The sequence below is a fragment of the Psychrobacter sp. DWR1-2-3 genome (assembly GCF_049896465.1).
Taxonomy (GTDB): Bacteria; Pseudomonadota; Gammaproteobacteria; order Pseudomonadales; family Moraxellaceae; genus Psychrobacter; species Psychrobacter maritimus.
Window position 1 is genome coordinate 541,821 of sequence record NZ_JAFCUJ010000001.1, and the last position, 24,215, is coordinate 566,035.

Annotated in this window: 18 protein-coding genes; 11 read left to right on the plus strand and 7 right to left on the minus strand. The window is 44.1% G+C overall.

Translation table 11 applies throughout. From position 1 onward, the window contains the following. Positions 1–336 precede the first annotated feature (336 nt). From htpG to ispH, 5 genes are all read right to left on the minus strand, one after another. Complete coding sequence (htpG, locus tag ACP7AA_RS02205) at positions 337–2,337, minus strand: molecular chaperone HtpG (RefSeq protein ID WP_426222514.1); 2,001 nt, start codon at positions 2,335–2,337, stop codon at positions 337–339. 247 nt (positions 2,338–2,584) lie between these two features. Then, positions 2,585–4,105 (minus strand): catalase, encoded by a 1,521-nt coding sequence (locus ACP7AA_RS02210; RefSeq protein WP_426222515.1) that lies wholly within the window; start codon positions 4,103–4,105, stop codon positions 2,585–2,587. A 286-nt stretch (positions 4,106–4,391) separates the two neighbouring features. Beyond that, positions 4,392–5,207, minus strand: coding sequence for a thioesterase family protein (locus ACP7AA_RS02215; protein ID WP_426222516.1), 816 nt, complete (start codon positions 5,205–5,207; stop codon positions 4,392–4,394). A gap of 109 nt (positions 5,208–5,316) precedes the next feature. After that, positions 5,317–5,556: a hypothetical protein gene (locus ACP7AA_RS02220; RefSeq protein WP_201625224.1), complete on the minus strand. Its 240-nt coding sequence runs from the start codon at positions 5,554–5,556 to the stop codon at positions 5,317–5,319. A 1-nt stretch (position 5,557) separates the two neighbouring features. Beyond that, on the minus strand, positions 5,558–6,514 hold the full coding sequence (ispH, locus tag ACP7AA_RS02225) for a 4-hydroxy-3-methylbut-2-enyl diphosphate reductase (protein WP_201628214.1): 957 nt from the start codon (positions 6,512–6,514) through the stop codon (positions 5,558–5,560). Between the two features lie 493 nt (positions 6,515–7,007). Here ispH and gmk point away from each other — a divergent pair, with 493 nt between their 5' ends. The 6 genes from gmk to ACP7AA_RS02255 all read left to right on the plus strand — a co-directional run bounded on the left by gmk (position 7,008) and on the right by ACP7AA_RS02255 (position 15,444). Beyond that, complete coding sequence (gene gmk, locus ACP7AA_RS02230) at positions 7,008–7,634, plus strand: guanylate kinase (RefSeq protein ID WP_426222517.1); 627 nt, start codon at positions 7,008–7,010, stop codon at positions 7,632–7,634. Positions 7,635–7,861: 227 nt separating this feature from the next. Continuing rightward, the gene (gene rpoZ, locus ACP7AA_RS02235; RefSeq protein WP_201563299.1) at positions 7,862–8,122 is read left to right on the plus strand and encodes a DNA-directed RNA polymerase subunit omega; all 261 of its coding nucleotides are present in this window, start codon (positions 7,862–7,864) and stop codon (positions 8,120–8,122) included. A 571-nt stretch (positions 8,123–8,693) separates the two neighbouring features. Then, positions 8,694–10,883, plus strand: coding sequence for a RelA/SpoT family protein (locus tag ACP7AA_RS02240; RefSeq protein ID WP_426222518.1), 2,190 nt, complete (start codon positions 8,694–8,696; stop codon positions 10,881–10,883). Positions 10,884–11,042: 159 nt separating this feature from the next. Then, a complete protein-coding gene (locus tag ACP7AA_RS02245) occupies positions 11,043–11,423 on the plus strand; it encodes a RidA family protein (RefSeq protein WP_201563303.1) in 381 nt (126 codons plus the stop codon). A 148-nt stretch (positions 11,424–11,571) separates the two neighbouring features. Further along, positions 11,572–13,869, plus strand: coding sequence for a primosomal protein N' (locus ACP7AA_RS02250; protein ID WP_426222519.1), 2,298 nt, complete (start codon positions 11,572–11,574; stop codon positions 13,867–13,869). A 381-nt stretch (positions 13,870–14,250) separates the two neighbouring features. Then, a complete protein-coding gene (locus ACP7AA_RS02255) occupies positions 14,251–15,444 on the plus strand; it encodes a cation diffusion facilitator family transporter (RefSeq protein WP_271133560.1) in 1,194 nt (397 codons plus the stop codon). Between the two features lie 164 nt (positions 15,445–15,608). On the opposite strand, the gene ACP7AA_RS02260 is transcribed toward ACP7AA_RS02255, so the two are convergent. Beyond that, a complete protein-coding gene (locus tag ACP7AA_RS02260; protein WP_426222520.1) occupies positions 15,609–15,923 on the minus strand; it encodes a hypothetical protein in 315 nt (104 codons plus the stop codon). A 179-nt stretch (positions 15,924–16,102) separates the two neighbouring features. Here ACP7AA_RS02260 and ACP7AA_RS02265 point away from each other — a divergent pair, with 179 nt between their 5' ends. Then, positions 16,103–16,807 carry a hypothetical protein gene (locus ACP7AA_RS02265; RefSeq protein ID WP_191691030.1) on the plus strand — a complete coding sequence of 235 codons (705 nt, stop codon included), beginning with the start codon at positions 16,103–16,105 and terminating at the stop codon, positions 16,805–16,807. 75 nt (positions 16,808–16,882) lie between these two features. Then, positions 16,883–18,769, plus strand: a complete 1,887-nt coding sequence (locus ACP7AA_RS02270) for a monovalent cation:proton antiporter-2 (CPA2) family protein (RefSeq protein WP_426222521.1) — start codon at positions 16,883–16,885, stop codon at positions 18,767–18,769. A gap of 28 nt (positions 18,770–18,797) precedes the next feature. Here the strand turns inward: ACP7AA_RS02270 and ACP7AA_RS02275 are convergent, their stop codons facing one another. Continuing rightward, positions 18,798–19,727: a pilin gene (locus tag ACP7AA_RS02275; protein ID WP_426222522.1), complete on the minus strand. Its 930-nt coding sequence runs from the start codon at positions 19,725–19,727 to the stop codon at positions 18,798–18,800. Positions 19,728–19,994: 267 nt separating this feature from the next. Here ACP7AA_RS02275 and trmB point away from each other — a divergent pair, with 267 nt between their 5' ends. From trmB to ACP7AA_RS02290, 3 genes are all read left to right on the plus strand, one after another. Beyond that, positions 19,995–20,867, plus strand: coding sequence for a tRNA (guanosine(46)-N7)-methyltransferase TrmB (trmB, locus tag ACP7AA_RS02280; RefSeq protein ID WP_296174189.1), 873 nt, complete (start codon positions 19,995–19,997; stop codon positions 20,865–20,867). 1,088 nt (positions 20,868–21,955) lie between these two features. Further along, complete coding sequence (recA, locus tag ACP7AA_RS02285) at positions 21,956–23,014, plus strand: recombinase RecA (RefSeq protein ID WP_298871445.1); 1,059 nt, start codon at positions 21,956–21,958, stop codon at positions 23,012–23,014. A gap of 57 nt (positions 23,015–23,071) precedes the next feature. Continuing rightward, positions 23,072–24,190, plus strand: coding sequence for a regulatory protein RecX (locus ACP7AA_RS02290; protein ID WP_426222523.1), 1,119 nt, complete (start codon positions 23,072–23,074; stop codon positions 24,188–24,190). The last annotated feature ends 25 nt before the right edge of the window (positions 24,191–24,215 follow it).

Sequence of the window (24,215 nt, forward strand, 5' to 3'; positions counted from 1 at the left end):
CTCTAGCCAGTCGAGAGAAATAACGCAAATCCATGATAATGTATCTTGCTGTGCACAACGTTTAATAGGCTGTTTAATATAATTAACCTACGTTTTTTAGAGAGCTTATTGGCAGCAATTTTATATCTGATTTACGATAAAATGGGTATAGGACGCGAAAAGCGCAACGAAATCGTTTAGCGCGCTAATCTGTCACAATTGTAACGGATTGTCGGTCAAGAGCATAAGGCTGATTTGTAAAAATCGCTTGAAGATTCCTCTAAAAACCTATTAAAAAAGGAGGCCTTAGCATTAAGACCTCCTTTTTTATCAAAACCTTCTATCAAACCTTAAACATTATCTCATCAATAGCTCATTGACGCGTTTTAGATAGGCAGCAGGATCATCTAACTGACCGCCATCCGCCAATAATGCTTGGTCAAAAATCACTTGCGCAAGCTTGTCAAAATCACCGTCAAACTGCTCGCTACTCTCAAGCTTTTTAATCAGTGGGTGATCAGGGTTGACCTCAAGCGTTGGTTTGCTTTCTGGTACATCTTGACCCATTTGCTTTAACATTTGAATCATTTGTGGCGACAGCTCACCTTCTCCAACCACCAAACATGCTGGACTATCAACCAAACGTGTTGACACTTTAACGTCTTTGGCGCGCTCGCCTAGAGCCGTCTTTAATTTATCAACGACAGGCTTCATGGCCTCCACAGCTTTTTCCGCTTCAGCTTTTTCCGCTTCGTCTTGCAAGTCGCCCAAATCAACCGCACCCTTAGCGATATTTTGTAGCGGTGTCTCATCAAATGAGGTTAAGAAATTCATCGCCCATTCATCGACACGACTGGTCATCAAAATAACTTCGATGCCTTTTTTCTTAAATAGCTCAAGTTGCGGGCTATTTTTTGCCGCCGCCAAGTTATCAGCCGTTAGATAATAGATGGCTTTTTGACCGTCTTTCATGCGCGCTTTATAGTCTTCAAAGCTGGTTTCAACCTTATCGTCGGTGCTGGTGGCATAACGCAGCAATTTGGCAATACGCTCTTGATTGCCCATGTCTTCGCCAAGACCTTCTTTGATAACATCGCCAAATTCGCTATAGAACTGAGCAAATTTTTCTTGCTTATCGGCATCTTCACTATTAGCAAGACTTGCTAGCAAAGTCAAAATACGACGCGCGTTACCATCACGGATAGACTTTACATCACGCGATTCTTGTAAAATTTCACGGCTGACGTTAAGTGGCAAGTCCGCTGAATCGATGACCCCTTTAACAAAACGCAGGTACATCGGCAATAACTGCTCAGCTTCGTCCATGATAAAGACGCGTTTAACATAGAGCTTTAGACCATGCTGCTGCTCACGCGTATATAAATCTACCGGCGCTTTTTTAGGAATATAAAGCAGCTGGGTATATTGCACGCGTCCTTCAACACGGTTATGCGTCCACGTCAGCGGCGCATCCATGTCATAAGTGATGTTTTTATAAAAATCGACATACTCATCATCTTCAATTTCAGAGCTTGAGCGAGTCCAAAGCGCACTGGCTTTATTAATGGTTTCCCATTCGTCAGTCAGTACCATTTGTCCATTGGCAGGCGTGTCACTTCCTTCCTCAACCTCATCTTCTTGCCAAACTTCTTTACGCATCTGAATCGGCAAGCTGATATGGTCTGAGTATTTATTGACCAAACGCTTGATTTTGCCGCGGTCTAAATAATTGTCTTCGCCTGCCGCATACTCTTCTTTTAGATGCAAAGTAATGGCGGTGCCACGCGTGGCTTTAGTGATAGGCTCAACGGTAAAGCTACCTGTGCCATCTGACACCCAGCGCACGCCTTTATCGGCAGTCTCACCTGCTTTACGTGACTCAACGCTGATGGTGTCAGCGACGATAAAGCCTGAATAGAAACCAACGCCAAACTGGCCGATTAGTTGACCGTCTTGTTTTTGTGATTCAGACAATTTGTCTAAAAATGCCTTGGTGCCAGATTTAGCAATCGTGCCCAAGTTCTCAATCGCATCGGCTTCGTTCATACCAATGCCATTATCGGTAAAGGTAATGGTTTTAGCACCTTCATCAATATCGATACGGATTTTTAACTCGCCATCGTCCTCATAAAGACTGTCATCATTGGTCGCTTCAAAGCGCAATTTATCGCAGGCATCAGAGGCGTTTGAGACCAACTCACGCACAAAGATATCGGCGTTAGAATAGAGCGAATGGGTTACTAAATGCAGCAGCTGCGCCACTTCTGCTTCAAAAGTGTGTTTTTTTAATTCAGGGGTGTCTTTATTAACATCAAGGTTATTAGCGTTTTTATTGTCCGCTTGGGTCTGTTCACTCATAAAAACTCCTATTATTGTTACCAAAAATGCTGTTGCCAGCACACATAAATCGCAAATTTTCAAATACCAACAGTGTCGCCAATCTGCTTAATAAGACTGCGCTGTAAATACTGTTAGGCTGCTTAATCAGATAGGGGCACGGGCGAAAATTTCAAGCTCGAACAAGCCAAAAATAGTTATTAGCCATAAAAAAACCGCCCTAGTTTCCTAGAGCGGTACTTTTAAATCAATTGTTATAATTTGCAGTCTATAGACAGCTAGGCAAATCGCGTGCGGGATCAAACTCGCGCGCTGCCATCGCATCTTCCACAGTCAATCCTAATGCCTTGGCAACACCTTCACCATAAGCAGGGTCACACCAGTTGCAGTTACGGATATGACGATACTTAATAAAGTCTAACGCATCACCCATCGCTCTTGCGGTATTATCAAACAGTGCCTGCTTTTGCTCATCATTCATCAGATTGAATAAAGCACGTGGCTGACTGAAGTAATCATTTGAGTCTTCACGGAAATCATAGTGATCCGCATAGCCATCAATCTTGAGTGGCGGCTCAGCATACTGAGGTTGATCTTGCCATTGGCTAAAGCTGTTTGGCGTATAATGTGGTCGACCGCCGTAGTTGTCGCCTATTCTACCTTCACCATCGCGGTGATTGCTGGTGACCGGACAACGTGGTTTGTTCACTGGAATCTGCTTATGATTGACCCCGACACGATAACGCTGGGCATCTGCGTAGCTAAACAAGCGGGCTTGGAGCATACGATCTGGTGAGGCACTGATACCAGGTACTAGATTGTTCGGCGCAAATGCTGCTTGTTCTACGTCTAAGAAATAATTGTCCGAATTTCTATTGAGTTCGAACTCGCCGACTTCAATCAGTGGATAGTCGCCTTTTGGCCAGACCTTGCTCAAATCAAACGGATGGTACGGCACGGTATCGGCTTCTTCTTCTGGCATGATTTGTACGTACATTTTCCATTTCGGGAAATCGCCATTCTCAATAGCTTCAAACAAGTCTTTTTGATGGCTTTCACGATTGCTAGCAATGATTTCAGCGGCTTCGGCATCGGTTAGGTTTTTGATGCCCTGTTGGGTAACGAAGTGGAATTTGACCCAAAAGCGCTCATTGTCACGATTGATAAAGCTATAGGTATGCGAGCCAAAGCCATGCATGTGTCTATACGATGCTGGCAGACCGCGATCGCTCATGGTAATGGTAACCTGATGTAGCGATTCTGGCAGTAACGTCCAAAAATCCCAGTTGTTGGTCGCTGAACGCATATTGGTACGTGGATCACGCTTAACCGCTTTGTTCAAATCTGGAAACTTGCGTGGGTCACGGACAAAGAATACTGGTGTATTATTGCCGACCAAATCCCAAATACCTTCATCGGTATAAAACTTCAAAGCAAAACCACGAATATCACGCTCAGCGTCAGCCGCGCCGCGCTCGCCTGCGACTGTACTAAAACGCGCAAACATCTCGGTCTGCTTGCCCACTTCGCTAAAAATATCAGCGCGAGTATATTTGGTGATATCGTTGGTTACGGTAAATGTACCAAACGCGCCAGAACCCTTAGCATGCATACGACGCTCTGGAATAACTTCACGGTTTAAATCGGCCAGCTTTTCATTCAACCATAAATCTTCTGCCAAAAGCGGCCCGCGCTTGCCAGCGGTTTTACTGTTTTCATTATCAACAACAGGGGCACCATTGCTCATCGTCAGTGGGGTGGTATCGTAAGGGTATTTCTTATCGCTCATCATCATATTCCTTTTGAGATAAATTGAGTGTGGCGTTTATTATTAAAACTCATCCTAGCAACCATGAGCTACTTTGATATCTTGTTGGCTTCCATTACAACCGATTTTTAATTATTTGTATAATAGATTAATTACATACTTTTCATTTATTTTATATAACATAGAATGATTTCTAGCTGTTTAATAAAAGCTGCTTCACAATGTTAGATGTTATTAAAAGCTAGGATTTTATTAAAAGATACAATGGCTTACTTAAGTGCAGCCAGCCAAAGATATCAGGTTAAAATTAGCGCGGCATCGGACGAATGGTCAAGATTTGCTCGCTACGACCAAATGGACCATGTATATCATGCAGCACGGCGCTAGTCAGCCCTATGCCATCATTGCCGTATTGCTGCATGGCTTCGATACCAAGCCATTTACCTGTTGGGATACGATGCATATGGATTTGTAAATCCGTATTGGGAAACATCCACTCTAACTGCGATAACCCAAGACCGAGGCGTGGCACCACGCCATTGGCAGTATCAACCATGCCTAGTAGATGCACCAAATCATCAGTAGGCATGCCCTCCACCATCTCGACATCGTTGGTGATCCATACCATGCCACGACCAGGACGACGGTCTGGATCAGCCACTAAGCGTACGCTTTCGATAAAACCGCCCGGCCAACCTTTCATATCATCCCAAACCGGCAATTCCTCAGGTTGATACCGAGCTTTTTGATCTTCAAGTCCTGCAATCTCACTGGTATCTTGGGTCATAAGACGCCATGCACGCGCAATAATCGCATCCCGGCCACGACTGCTCATGACCGCCTCAATCAGCTCAATGGTCTTACCCGGACGGATACAACGGGTGGTAATCGTAAAGTCATCAAGCGGAATCAAGCCTAAAATATCTAGGCTAATACGGGCAATACGGGTATTGGCTTGCGGTGCATAGCCTTGGAGCTCCGCTGTCAGCAATCCTGTCGCTGGTGCCATATGCTGCTCATGCTGATTCCAAGCGCCTTGTGCATGCTTGGTTGGCTGATAATGAGCGACGCTGACGCCGCCTTCTTGCTGTTCGCGTTTGATAAAATGATAATAAGCTGACATGAACATCCTTAATCTTTAATCCAATCTTTTTTGTTGACTCAGTACTTTTAATCGCCGTGAGAAGTCAATGTTGTTATAAATATGGTTAAACTTAGCTTGCCTGTATAACTTATCTGGTAAGCTCTTGTTTTCTCATCGTTAGCAGCGTGCGACTTTTGGCCATTACAAATAGAAAAAAAGCCATAATGGCAATAAGCGCACCATATAGCAGGCTGTAATCTCTCATAAACTGCGCGATATTCATAAAAAGCACCAATATCAGCATGACAATGGTAAACATATTGATTTTCAATTGCTTATTAATCTCATCAAGCGACGCCTCTGCCAAGACAAACTTCTGCTTTTTCATGTTATTTACCTACTTGCGTGACCGGAATACGTAAGGCTTTCGGCAAACTAAAAGTAACGTTTTCCTCGATACCTGACAGCTCACTTGGTAAATCGCCGCCCCAATCTTGCAGCTGCTGGAGTACTTCTTGAATCAATACCTCAGGCGCTGACGCCCCAGCGGTCACACCGACGCTTTGTATACCATCAAACCAACGTCTATCCATCTCGGTGGCGTTATCAATCAGATAAGCACGGCAATCCATACGCTCGGCCAATTCACGCAAACGGTTAGAGTTGGACGAGTTTGGTGAACCAACTACTAAAACCACCTCACAGCGACCGGCTAAATCTTTGACCGCATCTTGGCGGTTTTGGGTGGCATAACAGATATCGTCCTTACGCGGACCTTGGATACTCGGGAATTTTTCACGCAATGCATCGATAACGCGCGCGGTGTCATCCATCGACAAGGTTGTTTGGGTAACAAAAGCCAAGTGCTCAGCATTTTGGACACTCAAAGCTTCGACATCGGTTTCATTTTCGACTAAATGAATCTCACCGCCGTGGCGACGATTAAAGCGCCCCATGGTGCCTTCCACTTCAGGGTGTCCTGCATGACCGATCAATACCGCATCCATACCGTCTTGAGCAAATTTTGCCACTTCGATATGTACCTTGGTAACGAGCGGACAAGTCGCATCAAATACCGTTAAGTCACGGCGCTGTGCTTCATCTTCCACCGCTTTTGAGACGCCATGAGCTGAGAAAATAACGATTGAGCCATCGGGTACTTCATGCAGCTCTTCAACAAACACCGCACCGCGATTGGCCAAATCAGACACCACAAATTTATTATGGACGACTTCATGACGCACATAAATGGGTGGTTCAAAACGTGTCAATGCTTCGTTCACTATCGCAATCGCGCGATCTACACCAGCACAAAATCCACGTGGATTGGCAAGATAAATTTGCATAAGAGGGCCTATCATTAGATAATTTATAGTTAAAGCTAAATATCAAACAGCTTCACATTAAAAACGGGGATAAAATCAATGCTCTACTTTAGCATAATTTGCTTTTATTGCCTTTGAAAATAGCCATGTTTTAAATTAACAATACATTGGCTAAAGCGCCTTTTCATTTAGAAATCACTTCAGAACGACAGCTAAGTAATGAAAAGCTTGTGCTAAATAAAATAAAAGCCCTAAAAGCAGTTTATAATAAGGCATCGATTACCATTCAATATAAGTTTCTAGCGCCTCAATATAAGTTTCTAGCGCCATACCTGATGGCGTTTTTTATTTTTACCAGTTTTTAGCCATTTACTAAAACAGTTTTGGTCTTTTAGCAGTACAGATTTTTACTAGCCTAGATTTTGCTAGGACACACTTTATTAGAGCAGATTGCATCAGAGCAAATTCCATTAGAACAGACTCCATTAGGAAACACTTCATTAGGAAATACCGTATGACAGGTTCATTATTTATTATTACCGCCGCTTCGGGTACAGGCAAGACTTCACTGGTAAAGCAGTTATTGGCTACTACCAATGACTTGACTGTCAGCGTGTCGCACACCACTCGCGCGCCGCGTCCCGGTGAGATTGATGGTCATCATTATCACTTTACCGATGTTGATAAATTCGTGACAGCCATCGGTGAGGGCAAGTTTTTAGAACATGCCGAAGTGTTTGGCAATTATTATGGTACCTCAGAGCAAAGCGTACGCACGCAGTTAGAAGCCGGCGTCGATGTCATCTTAGAGATTGATTGGCAAGGGGCGCTACAAGTGAAAAAAATCTTCACCGACGCGACGATGATTTTCATTTTGCCGCCAAGTATTGCTACCTTACGTCAACGTCTATCGACGCGCGCGCAAGATACGCTAGAAGTGATAGAGCAGCGTTTGGCAGGCGCAGTCACTGAGATGGCACAATACGTACATTTTGATTTTGTGATTATTAATGATAATTTTGAAGTAGCACTGACTGAGCTCAAAGCCGTTATCGTCGCTGATAGACAGACGCTTAAACGCCAACAGCAGCGTTACCATCGCACCATTACCAACTTACTGAGTACTAAAGTAGAAGATTAGCCAAAAGAAAAGGGAAAGGGGAATGCTAAAATCGCATTATCTATCTTCTTATCTGGGCATTGCGCGCGGCGTCGTAGATATAAGTAGCAGCCGATATAAAAAGCAACCACGCGCTTAAACAAAAAATGCTATAATGCCTAGCTATCCCCCTTTTGTATTTTTGATATTATTTTTATTGAGTGACGGACAAGCTCCGTGACTAATAAAAACAACCGAGGTAGCTATTTATGGCACGAGTGACGATTGAAGATTGTTTGGATAATGTTGATAATCGCTTTGAGCTGGTATTGGTCGCAAGCAAGCGCGCCCGTCAGTTGGCCAAAGGTATTGCTGAACCGTTGGTTGACGTTGATAACGACAAGCCTACTGTATTGGCCTTGCGTGAAATTGCTGCGGGCAAAATTACCCGTGACATTTTAAATCAGCCAGATCATAACTTTGCTACAAGCTCATTAGATTTAGCATTATCAGGCGATCATAGCTTCTAATAAGGCTTTATCAGCCAGCTTTTAGTGCTTAGTCTGTATGACCACTTTATTAAGTGATGACATTCCTGATTAATAAAAACCACAGCATAGGCTGTGGTTTTTTGGTTGTAAGGCTATTGATGACGCTACTTATAGTGCTAAGTTATTGTAGTCAATTCAAAACGAAATAGTATTCTGCTGGGATAAATTCCCCTCTCTTGCTGTGCGCTTTGCGCTCCAGAGGCTTTGAAAAATTTATCCCAGCAGTATATTGTTATTTCTTAAATTAAATCGACTATATATTAAACAGTTAGCAATTTTAACCACCGTTTATAGCGAAAATCCTACCATTGAGTGGGAATTTCTTAATTTTTGCATAGCCTACTCGCTTAGCAGTTGACATTGAATGCAATTTACGATTAATTAGAAGGTGGTCTGCCCCTTTTTTAGCTCTGCGTCTTTAAGCTTTGATGTCTTTAAGCTTTGATAGCGTAGGTCAGCATTCATTCAGTCACCATTTACCTAAACAGTCGAGAACCAAGAAACCGTCTTGAACTGACAAATAGGTATTGGAAAATAGGATCGCCGCTTTATGAGTCAAACCTTACCCAAACTCAGTCATCCTTTAGTCGATGACGCTCAATATAATCTGCTGCGCTCAGTAGGTTATCTCACTGCGGCTGAACGTAGTGATATTATTGATGCCTGTGAGTTCGGTGATATTGCGCATATCAAAGACAAGCGTAAATCAGGGGAGCCTTATATCACTCATCCGATTGCCGTTGCCGAAATATTGGCAGGCTTTCGCTTGGATCGCGATACGATTATTGCAGCCATCCTCCATGACACGGTCGAAGATACCGAGATCAGTGCTGAGCAGATTCAGCAGCGTTATGGCAAAATAGTGGCAAGACTGGTCGACGGTGTGACCAAATTAAAATCATCGACCCATAATAAACAAGAAAATAAAGCGGCTACCTTTCATAAAATCTTGACGGCCACCCTTGCCGATCCACGGGTATTGATTATCAAACTCGCTGATCGCCTACATAATATGTCGACGCTGGATGCGGTACGCCCAGAAAAACAGCGCACCACCGCGCAAGAAACCCTAGATTTTTATGTGCCCTTTGCACGCTTAATGGGTCTCAATGACATTGCCGATTATATCGAGGTACTTTGCTATCGTAACCTTGACTCCGATATGTATAACAAGCTGTCTGATAAGCTGCTACAACACGGGCTTGGGCGTAATTTTCAAAGAGAAGCCATTCATCGCTATTTAAGTATTGTTCTAAACAATCTTGGTCTGAATGGCATGGTTAAAGTCTTAGACAATCGCGTCGTTATCTTTCGCCAGTTTTTCCGTAATCGCGGTGAAATCAATGCGCTGTTGCGCCATTATGCGTTTGAGATTGTCCTTGATAATATCGAAGCCTGTGACAAATTGGCTTACTACCTGATTAAAAAATATCAGATTGATGACAGCCATATCGCTGATAATATTCGCCGCCCGCTACCGGGTGGTAATCAGTCGCTGACCCTTATCTATGAGCGCGACAATGATTTTGTTAAAGTGACGATTTTAACCAAGCAAATGCAAAATGCTGCAAGGCTTGGCGTTATTGGCGCAGAACACGCCTCAGATGTCAGCCAATCGGTCATTCAAGCCTCATTACGCAATATGAAAGACTTGGTCGACGATGAAGACAGCTTGGATGAGGACAGCCCTGACTTCTCAGCGGCGGTTTCTACCATTAATGAGCTGATGGATTATCTGCACTCGAGTAAAATCATCTGCTATAGTCCGCAGGGGCGCGCTTATGAGTTACCACAGGGCGCAACTGCGCTCGACTTTGCTTATGCCGTTGGACCTATGGTCGGCAATGTTGCCGTCGGTGCCAATGTCGATAATAAGCATGCGAAACTCGGTACGGTACTGAAAAACGGTCAATTGGTCGAGATTGAAGTCAATAGCCACTCCGAACCAAAGGCGGAATGGCTTGGCTTTGTGGTCACCAATAAAGCCCGGGTAGAGATTTTGCGCTGGTTTAAAGACTTATCTCCTGCAGACAAGCAGCATCATGGCATGCAAGCTTTAGACCGCGCCTTAAAAACGTATCAGAAAAGCCTCGATGATTTAAGCGAGAGTGATTGGAAAAACCTCACCGAATGGCGCGGTTTGACAGAAAGAGATGCGCTATTTGAGCAAATAAGCTCCGGTACGTTACTGCCGCAACTAGTGGTCACCCGTTTGTTTAGCGATGAGGTCAGTGATATTCAATCGCAAGAACATATTGATGATATGACCCAGCCGCAGCAGCTGATTGTCAATGCCTCAGGCGTCGAGCTTGATTTTGCCAATTGCTGTCACCCGATTTATGGTGACCCTATCGTTGGCCATTTATCGCGTCATGGTTTGGTTGTCCATCGACATAAATGCTTTTCATTGGACGATATCCGTAAAGACAATCCTTATCAAGTTATTCAGTTGCGCTGGCGTAATGATAAAGCAATTAAGCAAAGCGACTCAGACGAACACGGTAGCAAAATCCGTTTTCCCGCTTACCTTAAGCTCTCAATTGCTCTCAGTGATGAGCAAATCAGTGAAGTGATTTATCATCTGCGCCAGTTAAATATCGGGGTCGAAAAGGTCGACGTGCGTAGCAGCGATACCATTATTCATATCGTGGTACGTAGTCGCAATCATTTAGCGCAAGGTATTCGCGAACTACGCTCATTACTTGGCTTCCCTAATATTATCCGGCTATACCAATTATAAAATCAGTTAAAATAAATGTTAAAATTTATCCCTTTTACCTATGCCTTTTAAACGTTAGGCATTAGCCTGTATATTTAATTTTAAGCGTTTAACGCAGCCTGACATTTTTGGCTCACTTTTCAACCAAATAAACATCAAAAAATATCATAAGGATATCATATGACTCGTCAAACCATTCAAACCGATAAAGCACCAGCCGCTGTTGGCACGTATTCACAAGCAGTAAAAGTGGGTAATACTGTATATATTTCAGGTCAATTGGGTTTTGACCCTGAGACCATGGAGCTAAAAGAAGGTTTTGAAGCGCAAGCGAAGCAAGTATTTGAGAATATCAAAGCCATTTGTGAAGCAGCTGGCGGCAGCTTAAATGATGTGGTCAAATTCAACGTCTCTTTGACCGATTTAAATGACTTTGCCGCGTTAAACGAAGTATTCGTTGCGAATTTAAGCGAGCCATACCCTGCCCGTGCAGCCGTACAAGTCGCGGCGCTACCTAAAGGCGGCGTGGTTGAAATCGAATCTATTATGTATATTGAATAAGACGGCTATTGAGCTTTATTAAGCTCTACGGCTTTATGTGAAATGATAATAAGCTTAGCATCGTGCTAAGCTTATTAGTCTTTATCTATTTATCTCTTAACCTTTCTTCCTAATCCCTATTCACCTGATAAGACTGCGAAGCCCTTTTATGTTGCTACAAGTTGCGCTACCCGTGCCCCTTTATCGGGTATTTGACTACAGCTTGCCAGCAGATAGCAGCGCCTTGCTAAATGGCACTTCAGCTCATATACCGCCTATTGGTAGCCGTGTCGAAGTATCCTTTGGTCGTCAAACCTTAATCGGTATCGTCATTGCTCATATTGCCGCAGCGGATAGCGACGTACCCCTCAATAAGCTTAAACCTATTAATAAATGCTTAGATGCTGAGCCTATTTTAGATACCAGTATGCTAAAGCTGGCGCATTGGCTGGCGCGTTATTATCACTATCCGCTCGGTGATGTCTTAGCGGTGATGTTGCCAACCCTCGTGCGGCAAGGTAAGCCGCTAGATTTATTGATTACCCATTGGCGAATTTTGCCGCATGTAGGCGACGACGATTTTCGCGCTAATGCAAAAAAGCAAAAGCAACAATTTGAGATGCTTAAACTACACGGTGAGCACGGCGCTAGTGAAGACATTTTGCTGTTAGAAGGGATGCAGCGCAGTTTCTTAAAAGCGCTAGAAGAAAAAGGCCTTATTGAGCGTTATATTCAGAATAAACAAGCACCTGCTCCTGTTAAATTAGCAACCATGCCGCTTGCCCTTAATGAAGAGCAACAGCTTGCCGTTACCGCGATTATTGCTGCTCATGAAGATAAGCAATATACGGGATTTTTATTAAACGGTATCACCGGCAGTGGCAAGACCGAAGTCTACTTGCAGGCGATGCAAGCGGTCTTAGAAGCAGGCAAGCAGGTATTGATATTAGTACCAGAGATTGGCTTGACGCCGCAGACGCGCGCGCGTTTTGCCAGTCGCTTTGCCGCTCATATTGTCTTATTGCATTCGGGTATGAACAATACCCATCGCCTGCAAGGCTGGCAAGATTGCCGTACCGGTCATGCGCAAATTATCATTGGAACGCGCTCAGCGGTGCTCTATCCCTTTGCAGATTTGGGCTTAATTGTGGTTGATGAAGCCCATGATGGCTCTTATAAGCAGCAAGATACGCTGCGCTATCATGCCGCCGACGTCGCGCTTTATCGCGGACTACAAGCCAATATCCCCGTCGTCCTTGGTACCGCCACCCCTTCTCTTGAGCATCTAAAACTGGTCGATGACGGTAAGCTGGTAGAGTGTCAATTGCAAACTCGCCCTGGTAATGCCAAGCTTGCCAGCATGCAGCTGATTGATGCGCGCCTGCAAAGTACCCATCAACAAACGACGGACGAAGGCGCACGCTATGATACGGGGCTGACCGATGCGCTGATTGGCGCAATACGGCAAACACTAGAGGCTGGCGATCAAGTTTTAATATTTCTAAATCGTCGCGGCTATGCGCCAGTTTTGCTATGCGAAGCTTGCGGTTGGCAAGCAGACTGTCCACGCTGTGATGCCCATTTAACCGTTCATTATAATAGCCAATCGCCATCTAATTCCTATTCAAGCAGCTCATATTTAAAGTGCCACCATTGTGATTGGCAAGCCTATATTCCAACGGTTTGCCCTGATTGTGGCAGTCAAAATTTGGATGCCAAAGGAATGGGCACTACAAGGCTCAGCGAAAACTTGCATGCGATTTTTGCCAATCCGCAAACCAGTAAAGAGCTTTACCCTATTATCCAAATCGATCGCGATACCACCAGACGTAAAGACAGCTGGGAAAATATCTATCAGCGTATCAATGAGGGCAAGCCTGCCATCTTAGTCGGTACGCAAATGGTCGCCAAAGGTCATCATTTTCCTAATGTTACGCTTGTTTGTTTGCCCAATGCTGATCGTGGCTTTTTATCCGCCGACTTTCGCTCGCCGGAACATACTGCACAACTCATGATTCAGGTCGCAGGGCGTGCCGGTCGCGGTGATAAATCGGGGCGCGTATTGATTCAAACGCTGCAGCCCGATAACGAGCTGTTATTAAAACTGGTAAAAGATGGTTATTTATCATTCGCACGTGAGCTACTGCAAGAGCGTAGAATGATGGGCTTGCCGCCGCATAGCCACGCTGCCCTAATACGCTGTGAAGGCAAAACCCTTGCCGCCACGACGCAAGCGCTTAAAGATGCGATTGCTATTTTGCCAAATGGGCATAATCTTGCCGTCCTCGGTCCTATCGATGCGCCAATGAGTAAAAAGAACAGTCGCTACCACGTGCAGTTACTGCTGTTAGGCAAAGACAGACAGCAATTACATCGGGTATTACATCACTGGTGGCAACCTGTACTTGCCCTGCCAAGCGCCAAATATCTGAAGCTGACCTTGGATATTGACCCTGTTGGCTGGTAATATCCAATTTCTTAGCATGGTTCTTTAACTAGAATTATCACGCTATAGTCGGTACTAAATAAAATGGATACGTTATCTGACAACGTGAAACTGGTACAAATTTTTCTAGCTTGCTGTCCCTACGCCGACAGAGGCTACAAAAAACTCATTCCAGTTTTACTGTATCTTCTTTATATGGAGCTGACTATATAGCTTGCTGTCACTAACCAACGCTTTTCAAAATAGGCAATTCATCGTTTTCCGCCTAGATACAGCAAGCATTTATTAAATGTGCTAAATTCTTTATATCTGTCTGGTTTGAGCACAGCAAGGCCCAGCGTTATAAGCAATCAAAGCTTTATAAGCAATCAAATTTTACCTTCTATCATCCTGAGTGTTGTTATGAATCAAAATCACCCAAAATCTGAAAAAAATGACCATTCTCATGAGAATGCTGCGGCTGATAACCATAAGCACGGCCAAAAGGATGCAGAAGGTCATTATACTAAAGACAGTTATACTGACGATAATCAAGACAATCACGACCACGATGAACACCTAGAACAGACGGTTGCACCACGCGATACCAAAGGCTATCAGCGTACCTTGCTATTTAGTTTTATCATTATTACTGCCTATATGTTTGTCGAAGCCATCGGCGGCTGGCTTACTGGTAGTTTGGCGCTGCTGTCTGATGCTGGTCATATGCTCAGTGACGCGGTGGCCCTTGGCGCGACATTGATGGCATTTAAAATTGGTGAAAAAGCAGCCACCCATCAAAAGACCTTTGGTTATAAACGCTTTGAGATTTTAGTGGCGACAGTTAATGGTGCGACGCTGGTTATTATTGCCATCATGATTTTTTATGAGGCGATTAAACGCTTTAATTCGCCACCTGAGATTGCGACCCAAGGCATGCTTATCGTTGCTACCATTGGTATGTTGGTCAACATTTTGGTCGCTTGGCTGATGCACCGTGGCAGTCGGGGCACAGATGCGCATGGTCACAGTCATGCAGGCAGTAATGAGGACAGTCAAGGAAAAAATGCGGGTAAAGCACCGGTCAATCTGAATATGCAAAGTGCTTATTTGCATGTATTAAGTGACTTAATGGGTTCGGTTGCCGCTATCGTTGCCGCGCTTTTGATGATGAGCTTTGGCTGGATTTGGGCGGATGCGGCGGCCTCGGTGATTGTCGCCATATTGATTTTGTTTAGTGGTTACCGCGTCGTCCGTGATTCGGTCCATATCCTGATGGAAGGGACGCCAGAAGGTATATCGCTAGTTGAGGTCGAAGACAAATTACTTGCCCACCCGCAAGTACGACAAGTCCATGACCTGCATGTTTGGAGTATCACCAGCGGTCTCAACGCCCTATCGTGTCACGTGGTCGTCGATGGCGAAATGAGTATTTATGAATCCAGTATCCTGATTACCAGTTTAGAGCAGAGCCTACTTGAGCTTGATATTCACCATGCGACCATTCAGGTTGAAAGCTTAGCGCATCCGCAAACCAAGACGCATAGCGATGCTTTAGTTTGCGATATCTCACAGCAGGCGACTGATACCAATAATCATATTGGTCACAACCATTAGGCATGATTTTAGGTAAGATTTCTAAGACACTAAACTTTAAACATTAGCCATTAATAAGCCAGATACGACATATCAAAAATAATGACCTTCTTATAACAATCAATTAAAACTAACCATCCATTAAAACCAACTATCCATTAAAACGTCGTCTATTTATGTTTCATTTATAAGCGACGTTTTGTCAAATAGTACTTTATCAAGTAACGGCAATAACGCAGCACAAACCAAATGAACCAAACTGCTGTTATGAGCCAAATACTCAGCCCCAGCCCCAACAGCGTCATGCGAATCCAAAAATCTAGCGCGCCGTCCATAAACTGTGGCAGATAAACCGGTCCCATATTTGACGCCAATAGCAACCAAAATCCAAATACTAGCGCCAATCCTGCACCGGTAATTTTTAAAACCACTCTACTAATATTTTTTAATAAGCTCCGCCGATTATGATGATTTAGGAAGTATTTAGAGCCATTATCCATAAAAACAGCGCCTAAGAAAGAGAGTTAATTTTAAATAAGCTTATATCAGGCGGCTTTTTTCATTGTAATAGGATGTTAAAAATCATGGGAAATTTAACCGCGTCGCCATATTTTTTATCTAAATTCTGTATACTTAAAGCTGAAACGCCCAATTTGCCACTACTGGATTATTTTCTGCCATGTCGAGACGCTCAGCTCCTTTCGTTGCTCCAAGCTACATTGTTGACCCTATCTCAAGCGAGGGTAAAAAGCATGCCAAAGCATTGCTATCGACGCTGCAAGAAGATATTGCCAGCTTTCGAGATGAGCAGTTTCCGCCTGATATTTTGCGGCAAATTCGTGATATGCCGATTTATGAAGGCAATTTAGCCGAAGTCCAAGCTTATCAGCAGCGTTGGCACAGTCTGCTTGAGCGCGCGATGGCATTTTATCCGGCGGCCAATCTACCACCCGACTATTTGCCTTTGCCCGCCAGCCTTGAGATACCGCAGTTTATTTATCATGTGCAAAGGTTACATCTGACCAAGACCCGCGCCAAAGAATCCAAAAGTTTTGGCTCGGTCGGGGCGCTGACCGATAAATGTGGCGATTATAGTGCCGATGAAATCGCCCGTATGAGTGCCGTATTTGACAACGATGATGAAGCACGTTTGGTGGCGCATCGTGAATTTATTGATTTGCGCGCATATGTATTTTGCCGCAATACCAAGGGCGAGATGCTAGAGCCTGAGCGCGTACGCTTTTACCGCACGGGGCTTATCGTTCATGCCCTACCTGATTTTAAAATCGTCGACAGTCGTCAGACCCCGCGGAAACGCCGTAACGATGCTTATAGCAATCCGCTGGCAGATAATGGCGTATGGAAGATTTATCGTAAAAAATAAACGATGTTCAAAAATTTTGATTACTGATCTACACTGTTTTACTGCTTATTTTATCATTACCGCTAAGGATTCCAGATGCTCGCTGCCGCCGCCGGCTCACCAAACTTGATGTTACAAGCTACGATTTTCTTAGGGGCAGCGCTGCTGTTTGTACCACTCGGCAAGCGTTTCGGTATTGCGACGGTGTTAGGGTATCTGATTACTGGCTTGATATTGGGCCCCAGTGGTTTAGATGTTGCAGGCGACGCCGAGAGCTTATTGCACTTTTCTGAGTTCGGCGTGGTCATGCTGTTGTTTATCATTGGTCTTGAGTTGCAGCCTTCACGATTATGGGCGCTACGGCGTTCGATATTTGTCCTCGGGGGCTTACAAGTCGGTCTGACAGGCATGCTATTGATGTGGCTGTTACACCAGTTTTTTACCTTGCCGCTTGATACCGCTTTTATCGTTGGCTTTGGTTTAGCCTTGTCGTCGACTGCCTTTGTGCTACAAATCTTGACGGAAAAACAGCAGCTTTCTAGTACCCATGGCCGTGAAGCCTTTACCATTTTATTATTCCAAGATATCGCTGTTATCCCTTTGTTAGCCGTCATTCCATTTTTATCAGGGGTGCGCGAACAAAGCTACGATTTGATTTATTTTGGTAAAGTATTTGCCGTTTTTGCCGGACTTATCTTTGCTAGCCGCTATATCATTCGACCTTTCTTTAAATTTGTGGCGTCTAGTGGCGCATCAGAACTCTTAACCGCAGTCGCCTTATTTATCGTCATGGGCGTGTCTATTTTAATGGGACAAATTGGTCTATCGATGGCATTGGGCGCTTTTTTAACCGGCGTATTGTTAGCAGATTCTGAATATCGTCATGAGTTAGAAGCCAGTATTGAGCCTTTTAAAGGGCTGCTGTTAGGGCTGTTTTTTATGTCGGTCGGCATGCTCACCGATGTCAAACTCATCTTAGCAAAGCCTATCTTTATTATTGGCTGCGCTATGGCGTTGATGGTGATTAAATTTGCGGTGATTACCGCCATTGCAAAAGTATCGGGCAATCGCTGGCCGACCAGTATTCGTTTGGGAGTTACCCTCGCTCAAGGTGGTGAGTTTGCCTTTGTATTATTCAGTGTGGCAAGCGCGCAAAATGTCCTACGCCCCGAACTTGGCAACACCCTAAACCTTATCGTCACCATCTCCATGGCGCTCACGCCACTGGCATTTTTACTCTTAGAAAAAATCGGTGAACCGCTCTTTGCCAAAAGAAAGCCCAGCCGCGAGTACGATACCATTCCCGACGATGAGCATCAGGTAATTATTGCTGGTTTTGGTCGTGTCGGTCAGATTATCGGTCGCGTGCTGCGCATGCACAACATCGAATTTACCGCTATTGAGCGCTCGGCAAATCGCGTTGATTTTGTGCGTAAATTTGGTAACCAAGTCTATTATGGCGATCCAAAAAACCCCGAGATTCTACGCGCCGCCGGTATCAAAAAAGCACGCGTTTTTATCCTTGCCATCGACGATGTAGAGCGCTCTATTACCACCGCTCAATATTTGCGTAAAAACTATCCTGATATGATTGTCTTAGCACGCGCCCGTGACCGCCAGCATTATTACCGTTTGCGTGAAGTCGGCGTCTGTCATATTTGGCGTGAGACCTATTTATCGTCTTTAGATATGTCGCGTGAATCATTACAGCTACTTGGTATCTCAGCAGAAAAAGCGCGCGAGACTGTCCAAACTTTCCGTAATTATGACGATGACTTGATCGAGCGCCAGCAAGCGATTTATGGCGACGAAGCCAGTATGATTGAATCGGCACAATCAGCCATAGCGGAGCTTGAGAGCTTATTTGATGAAGATATCGATAAAGCCCGTAAAATGGATTTGACCGATTTTTATGACGCCCTAAAGAGCCAAGCGATACCAGTCGATGAGAAAGACGATCTCGCTACTGACTCTAAACCCTAAGTGTCAAAAATCTTAAGTGTCAAAACCTTTAGTTTTCATTACAACCTTTAGGCGCCTGTCTTTTATTGAGTGAGGTCATACAGTTCCAATTATCGCTATCGGGCACATGATAAAAGACCAGCGTTTGATTATTTAGGTAGCGAATCGGAAACTTAACGTTCTGGATGGTAGCTATGACCGCGCAATCCGTTGCTGGCACGCCAGCGGCTTTGCTATCGATAGCGATATGTACCTGCTCTGTGCCTATATCTAAAGGAAGATTGCTAGGACACTGCCCTGTTTGCCGATACCTCAGCGCCACACGATTTTGCGCTGTTTTAGCGGTATCGTAAGCATCAAACAACACTTCGTTTTCTTTGGGCTTGGCAACAATGGGTAAAAACTGCACCTTTATTACCATTAAAGCAAAGGCAAAAAACCCAAAGCCCAATCCCAAGCCAAACAAGCTGACCCCACCTTCTTTTTGCAAGTGCGCTTTTTGCGCCGCCTCATCACGCGGATAATCATTGATAGCATCAGCAATCTCGCGCCTTGCCATACGGTAATAATAAGCGTCCGTCCAGCGTGCAACCATAACCGACCAAAACAGCCATATCAGCGCCGCAATAGCAATACGTATGGCCATCTGATAAGCATCGGCAATATAAGGCATCGCGACAAATTCAAACGCCACCAACACCAGTGCGACGTTAAGCTGAATAAACGACCAACCGGCGACGCTATAAACAATCGCATCCATATAACGCTTACGATAAAGCAGCCAAGGAAAAGTGACAAAAAACGCCGCCCAATGCCATTTTGGCGACAGATATCCCTGCTTATCAAATTCCTCAAAGCGCTTAAGATAATATAACTGGCTACGCTGACTGATAAACCATTTATCCAGCTGCTGACGCTTTTCAGGCGTTAGCTGCTCTTGATAAAAAGGGGGCGGCGAATCCGTCTCGATAAATAACATGGCAGTCTGCTCTATAGATTCTCAAAAATACGGTATCAAGGATTGTTATATGATAACGCCAAAAGCCAGTGATAGAAAACCCATATATATGCAATCTGTATCGAGAAAATCCGTCTATAGCTTTGTATAATTTAGAGAAACTGTAGCGATACATAGAATATATGGCAAACTTACAAACTTACTAAAATTGGATTGTCCGTTCACAGTGGTCACGATTTCACTTATAATGAACCAACTTTACCCACCTAATTAAGCCTTGTTAATCCTATGAGTCAACATCCTGATATCAATGACAACATCAATGGTGCTAATACTACTGATGAGCAAAACCCTAATAGCACTAACCCTATGAACCCTGCAACTCAGGCTGCCACCGATACTGCCACTAGCATTGATGCCGATGCTAGCAGCCAGAATGAGCCTACAGAGGGTAAACATATTCGTATCGTTAATACCTTTATGAAACGCCGTACGCATATGAATAAAAATGCCGAACTGGCACTGACTGCGCCAGAGTTTGCGCATTACTTAGTCAATAACAGTTTCGGTGATGGTAATCTTGAAGGCATTAACGATTTACGAGTGCTATTTGCAGATAGCCCTAACGGTAGTGACGCGCCGCTTACGGTAGAGATTGGTTTTGGCTTGGGTGATTCATTTATCGAGATGGCCGCTGCTGAGCCAACGCGCAATTTCGTTGGCGTCGAAGTTCATGAGCCAGGTATCGGTAAATGCGCTTATATGGCAGGTACACAAGGTTTAACCAACGTTAAAATCATTAACGGTGATGCTATTCAATTGCTGAAACAGTTACCTGAAAACCATATTGATCGTATCCAGCTCTACTTCCCTGACCCATGGCAAAAAAAGCGCCATTATAAACGCCGCTTTGTCAGTCCTGAGCGCATGGCGATTGTCACGCGCAGCTTAAAGCAAGGCGGCTGGTTCCATACGGCGACTGACTGGGAGCATTATGCCTTTTGGATGGTTGAAGTGTTGGATGGTTTTGCAGGGCTGACCAATCAAGCAGGCGCAGGTAATTTCACCGACCGTCCTGACTTTCGTCCAATGACCAAGTTTGAGCGCCGCGGTTTAGAGCGCGGACATGGCGTTTGGGATTTAATCTATATCAAAGACTGATCTCGATGGCACTACCCTAGCGATATTGCCCTATAGCGGCTAAGATACTGAAAAAGTACTTAGCCGCTTTTTTGTGGCTGAATATCTCTCCTGCCCTACTTTATCTGTTGATATATAAGGCGTCGCGCGTTGTGCTAGCTACTTTTAAATCGTTAGAGCTTCTAAGTGCTTGCTCTATATCCACTAGATACCCGCAAGCCATATGTGAAACATAGGCATTAGACAGCAATTTTATGACTAAATTTAAAGTTGCAAAAACAGAAACACACTATATTTGGCTTGCATGCAATATTTCATATCTGCGCAAACATTGATAGCATAAGGGTTTCGTGAGTTCTCCCCATAAGCTGTGGATAACCCTGTGTATAAGTCGCCACTTGACAAGTATTTCCCTAGGTAGCTTAAAGGGTTAGGTAAAATCGTTCATTTTTTGTACAATTTTTAAAACGTTTAAAATCAATTACTTACATGGTATTTGAAAGCAAAGTAATATATTTTTAATATTTTTTAAATTAATTTAACCGTTATGGATGTTTCACAAGCGCTCAATAAAAATAATTTTTTTATTGTGGACAACTCATAAATCTATTGACAAATGACCCTGTCATCAAGTTCAAAACTGAAAGTTAAAACAAGCCTGTTTTAGGAATATTTTAATAGAAAATCATACGACACTCACTGTCGTTTAGCCTCTCAGCACCCTCAATATTGGCCTTGGATTTTGTTATAATTGCCTTATCTAATCAACAGTGATATAAAACAGGGTGGCTTAAAAATTACGTGAAAAGCACGTGCTAACTAAGCTTACTGACATTATTACGCTTATTTACTAGCAAAGATTATGAACTTTTTTTTGCTTTTCTCATTATTGAATTTTACTGTATAGTAGGGTGATATATTCGATATCACCGTCTGAAACCTAATATTTCCAACCACTTCAACTTTGCTTGCAAACATTCCTTACTGACGACGGAGCCTGTAAGCTATTCCATTGAGCAAGTGGTTGGTGACGAGTAGTTCTAAATAGTCAGTACGTTTATTAGCCATACTTATTATTTACACTTATTATTAATAACAAGGAGTCCTATATGGACGAAAATAAAGCCAAAGCCCTCAAAGCAGCCCTTGGTCAAATCGAAAAGCAGTTTGGTAAAAACACCATCATGCATTTAGGTGATGACTCTGCCATTATGGATGTGGATGTGGTCTCAACGGGCTCGTTGGGTCTGGATATTGCGCTTGGTATTGGCGGCCTACCAAAAGGTCGTATCGTTGAGATTTACGGCCCAGAAAGCTCGGGTAAAACGACCATGACGCTGCAAGCAATTGCAGAATGCCAAAAGCAAGGCGGTGTCTGCGCCTTTATCGATGCTGAGCATGCACTAGATCCAGTTTATGCGCGCAAGCTTGGCGTGAACACTGATGACCTACTGCTCTCTCAGCCTGACAATGGTGAGCAAGCACTTGAAATCACCGACATGCTAGTGCGTTCTGGGGCGGTTGATATGATTGTCATTGATTCCGTGGCTGCGTTGACGCCGCGCGCGGAGATTGAAGGCGAGATGGGCGACTCACACATGGGTCTGCAAGCACGTCTAATGAGCCAAGCGCTACGTAAAATCACTGGTAATGCCAAACGCTCAAATTGTATGGTGGTGTTTATTAACCAAATCCGTATGAAAATTGGTGTGATGTTCGGTAGCCCTGAGACCACGACTGGCGGTAATGCGCTTAAGTTCTACGCCTCAGTCCGTATGGATATTCGCCGTATTGGCGCGGTCAAAAACGGTGATGAAATCATCGGTAACCAAACCCGTGTTAAAGTCATCAAAAATAAAATGGCACCGCCTTTCCGCCAAGCCGAGTTTGAGATTACTTATGGTGAAGGTACCAACCATTTAGCCGAAGTGATTGACTTGGGTGTTGAGATTGGCGCAGTTGGCAAAGCTGGCTCTTGGTATAGCTATGGCGATGAAAAAATCGGTCAAGGTAAAGCCAATTCTGTGTTGTTCTTAAAAGAAAATCCCGCGATTGCACAAGAAATCGAAGCTAAAATTCGTGATGAAAAGCTTGGGACAAAAAAACAAGCTAAAGCCACAGATACTGACGAAGCCAATGAAGAGCTGGCTTCTGAACCTGTACAATAGCGGCTTACTTATTAACCGTTATCAATGATCATGACTTGTTATGAAAATTAAATTGTTATGAAAATTAAAACCTTGGCTGAAATACTTGCTGAATCGGATGCCGATTCAGCGAGTAGTCCTACTATCAAAGCAAAAAAACCTGTCAAATCTTCTGAATCTGTCAAGCATTCTCAGCACTCCTATCAAGACAAGCCAAAAAAAACGGCTAAGACGCGCAAGCACTCAACCTACTCTCGTGAAGATTATTCGTTATCCGACGACTCTGGCCTCGAGGTAGAATCAGCTGACGCTCACTCTTCTACTAGTAAAAACCCTACTAGATCCAAGAAACGTAAAAAGCGTTTTCACCCAGCGGCTAAATTTAGCCCTGAGCCTAGTGATGTGCCTGCTTATCAGCCACCAGAAGCGCAAAGTATCAAAGAGATGCTCGCTGAGGTTAAGCAAGATATTCACGGTAATAAAAACGATGAGGACCTTGAGACTAGCACGGGGCACAATCCAGAAAGCTCGAGTTATTCCTCTACGCTAACGGCAAGCCATAACCATGATGGTGATGATGAAGCCGATAGCACAGCCGACAACCTACCCGCGGCGCTTAAAGCGTATTTGCGTACCCCTGAACAACGCCAAGCGGATATTGATGCCATTAAAGCCGAAAGCCGCTTACGTTGGTTGGCATTTTATTATTTATCGCGCCGTGAATACGGCAAGGCTGAGCTCAAGCAAAAACTGCTTGATAAAGAGCAAGACCCAGAAAAAATCGATGCCCTGCTCGATGAGTTTGAAGAAAAAGGTTATCAAAGTGATTATCGTACTACCCTGATGCTTATTCGGGAAAATATCCGCAAAGGGCGCGGACGCGGGCGTATCAAGCAGGAGTTTTATCGTAAAAAAATTGCCATGCCCGGTAATATCGACGAGCTTATCGATATGGCGAATGCAGAATCGGAAGAATTTAGCGAGTTTATAGACGACAGCGCCGATAATTTAGTTGAAGGCATTGACTGGCTAAAACTGGCAGTCAGCGCACGTACCAAAAAATACGGCGATGACATACCGACTGAACAAAAAGACAAAGCACGTCAGCTACGGTTTTTACAATATCGCGGCTTTAATACCGATATCTGCTTTGAGGCGCTCAACTATACCTTGGAGACATTGGATGAGCGTTTTTAGCTCGTTTAAGCGCACATTATTAACC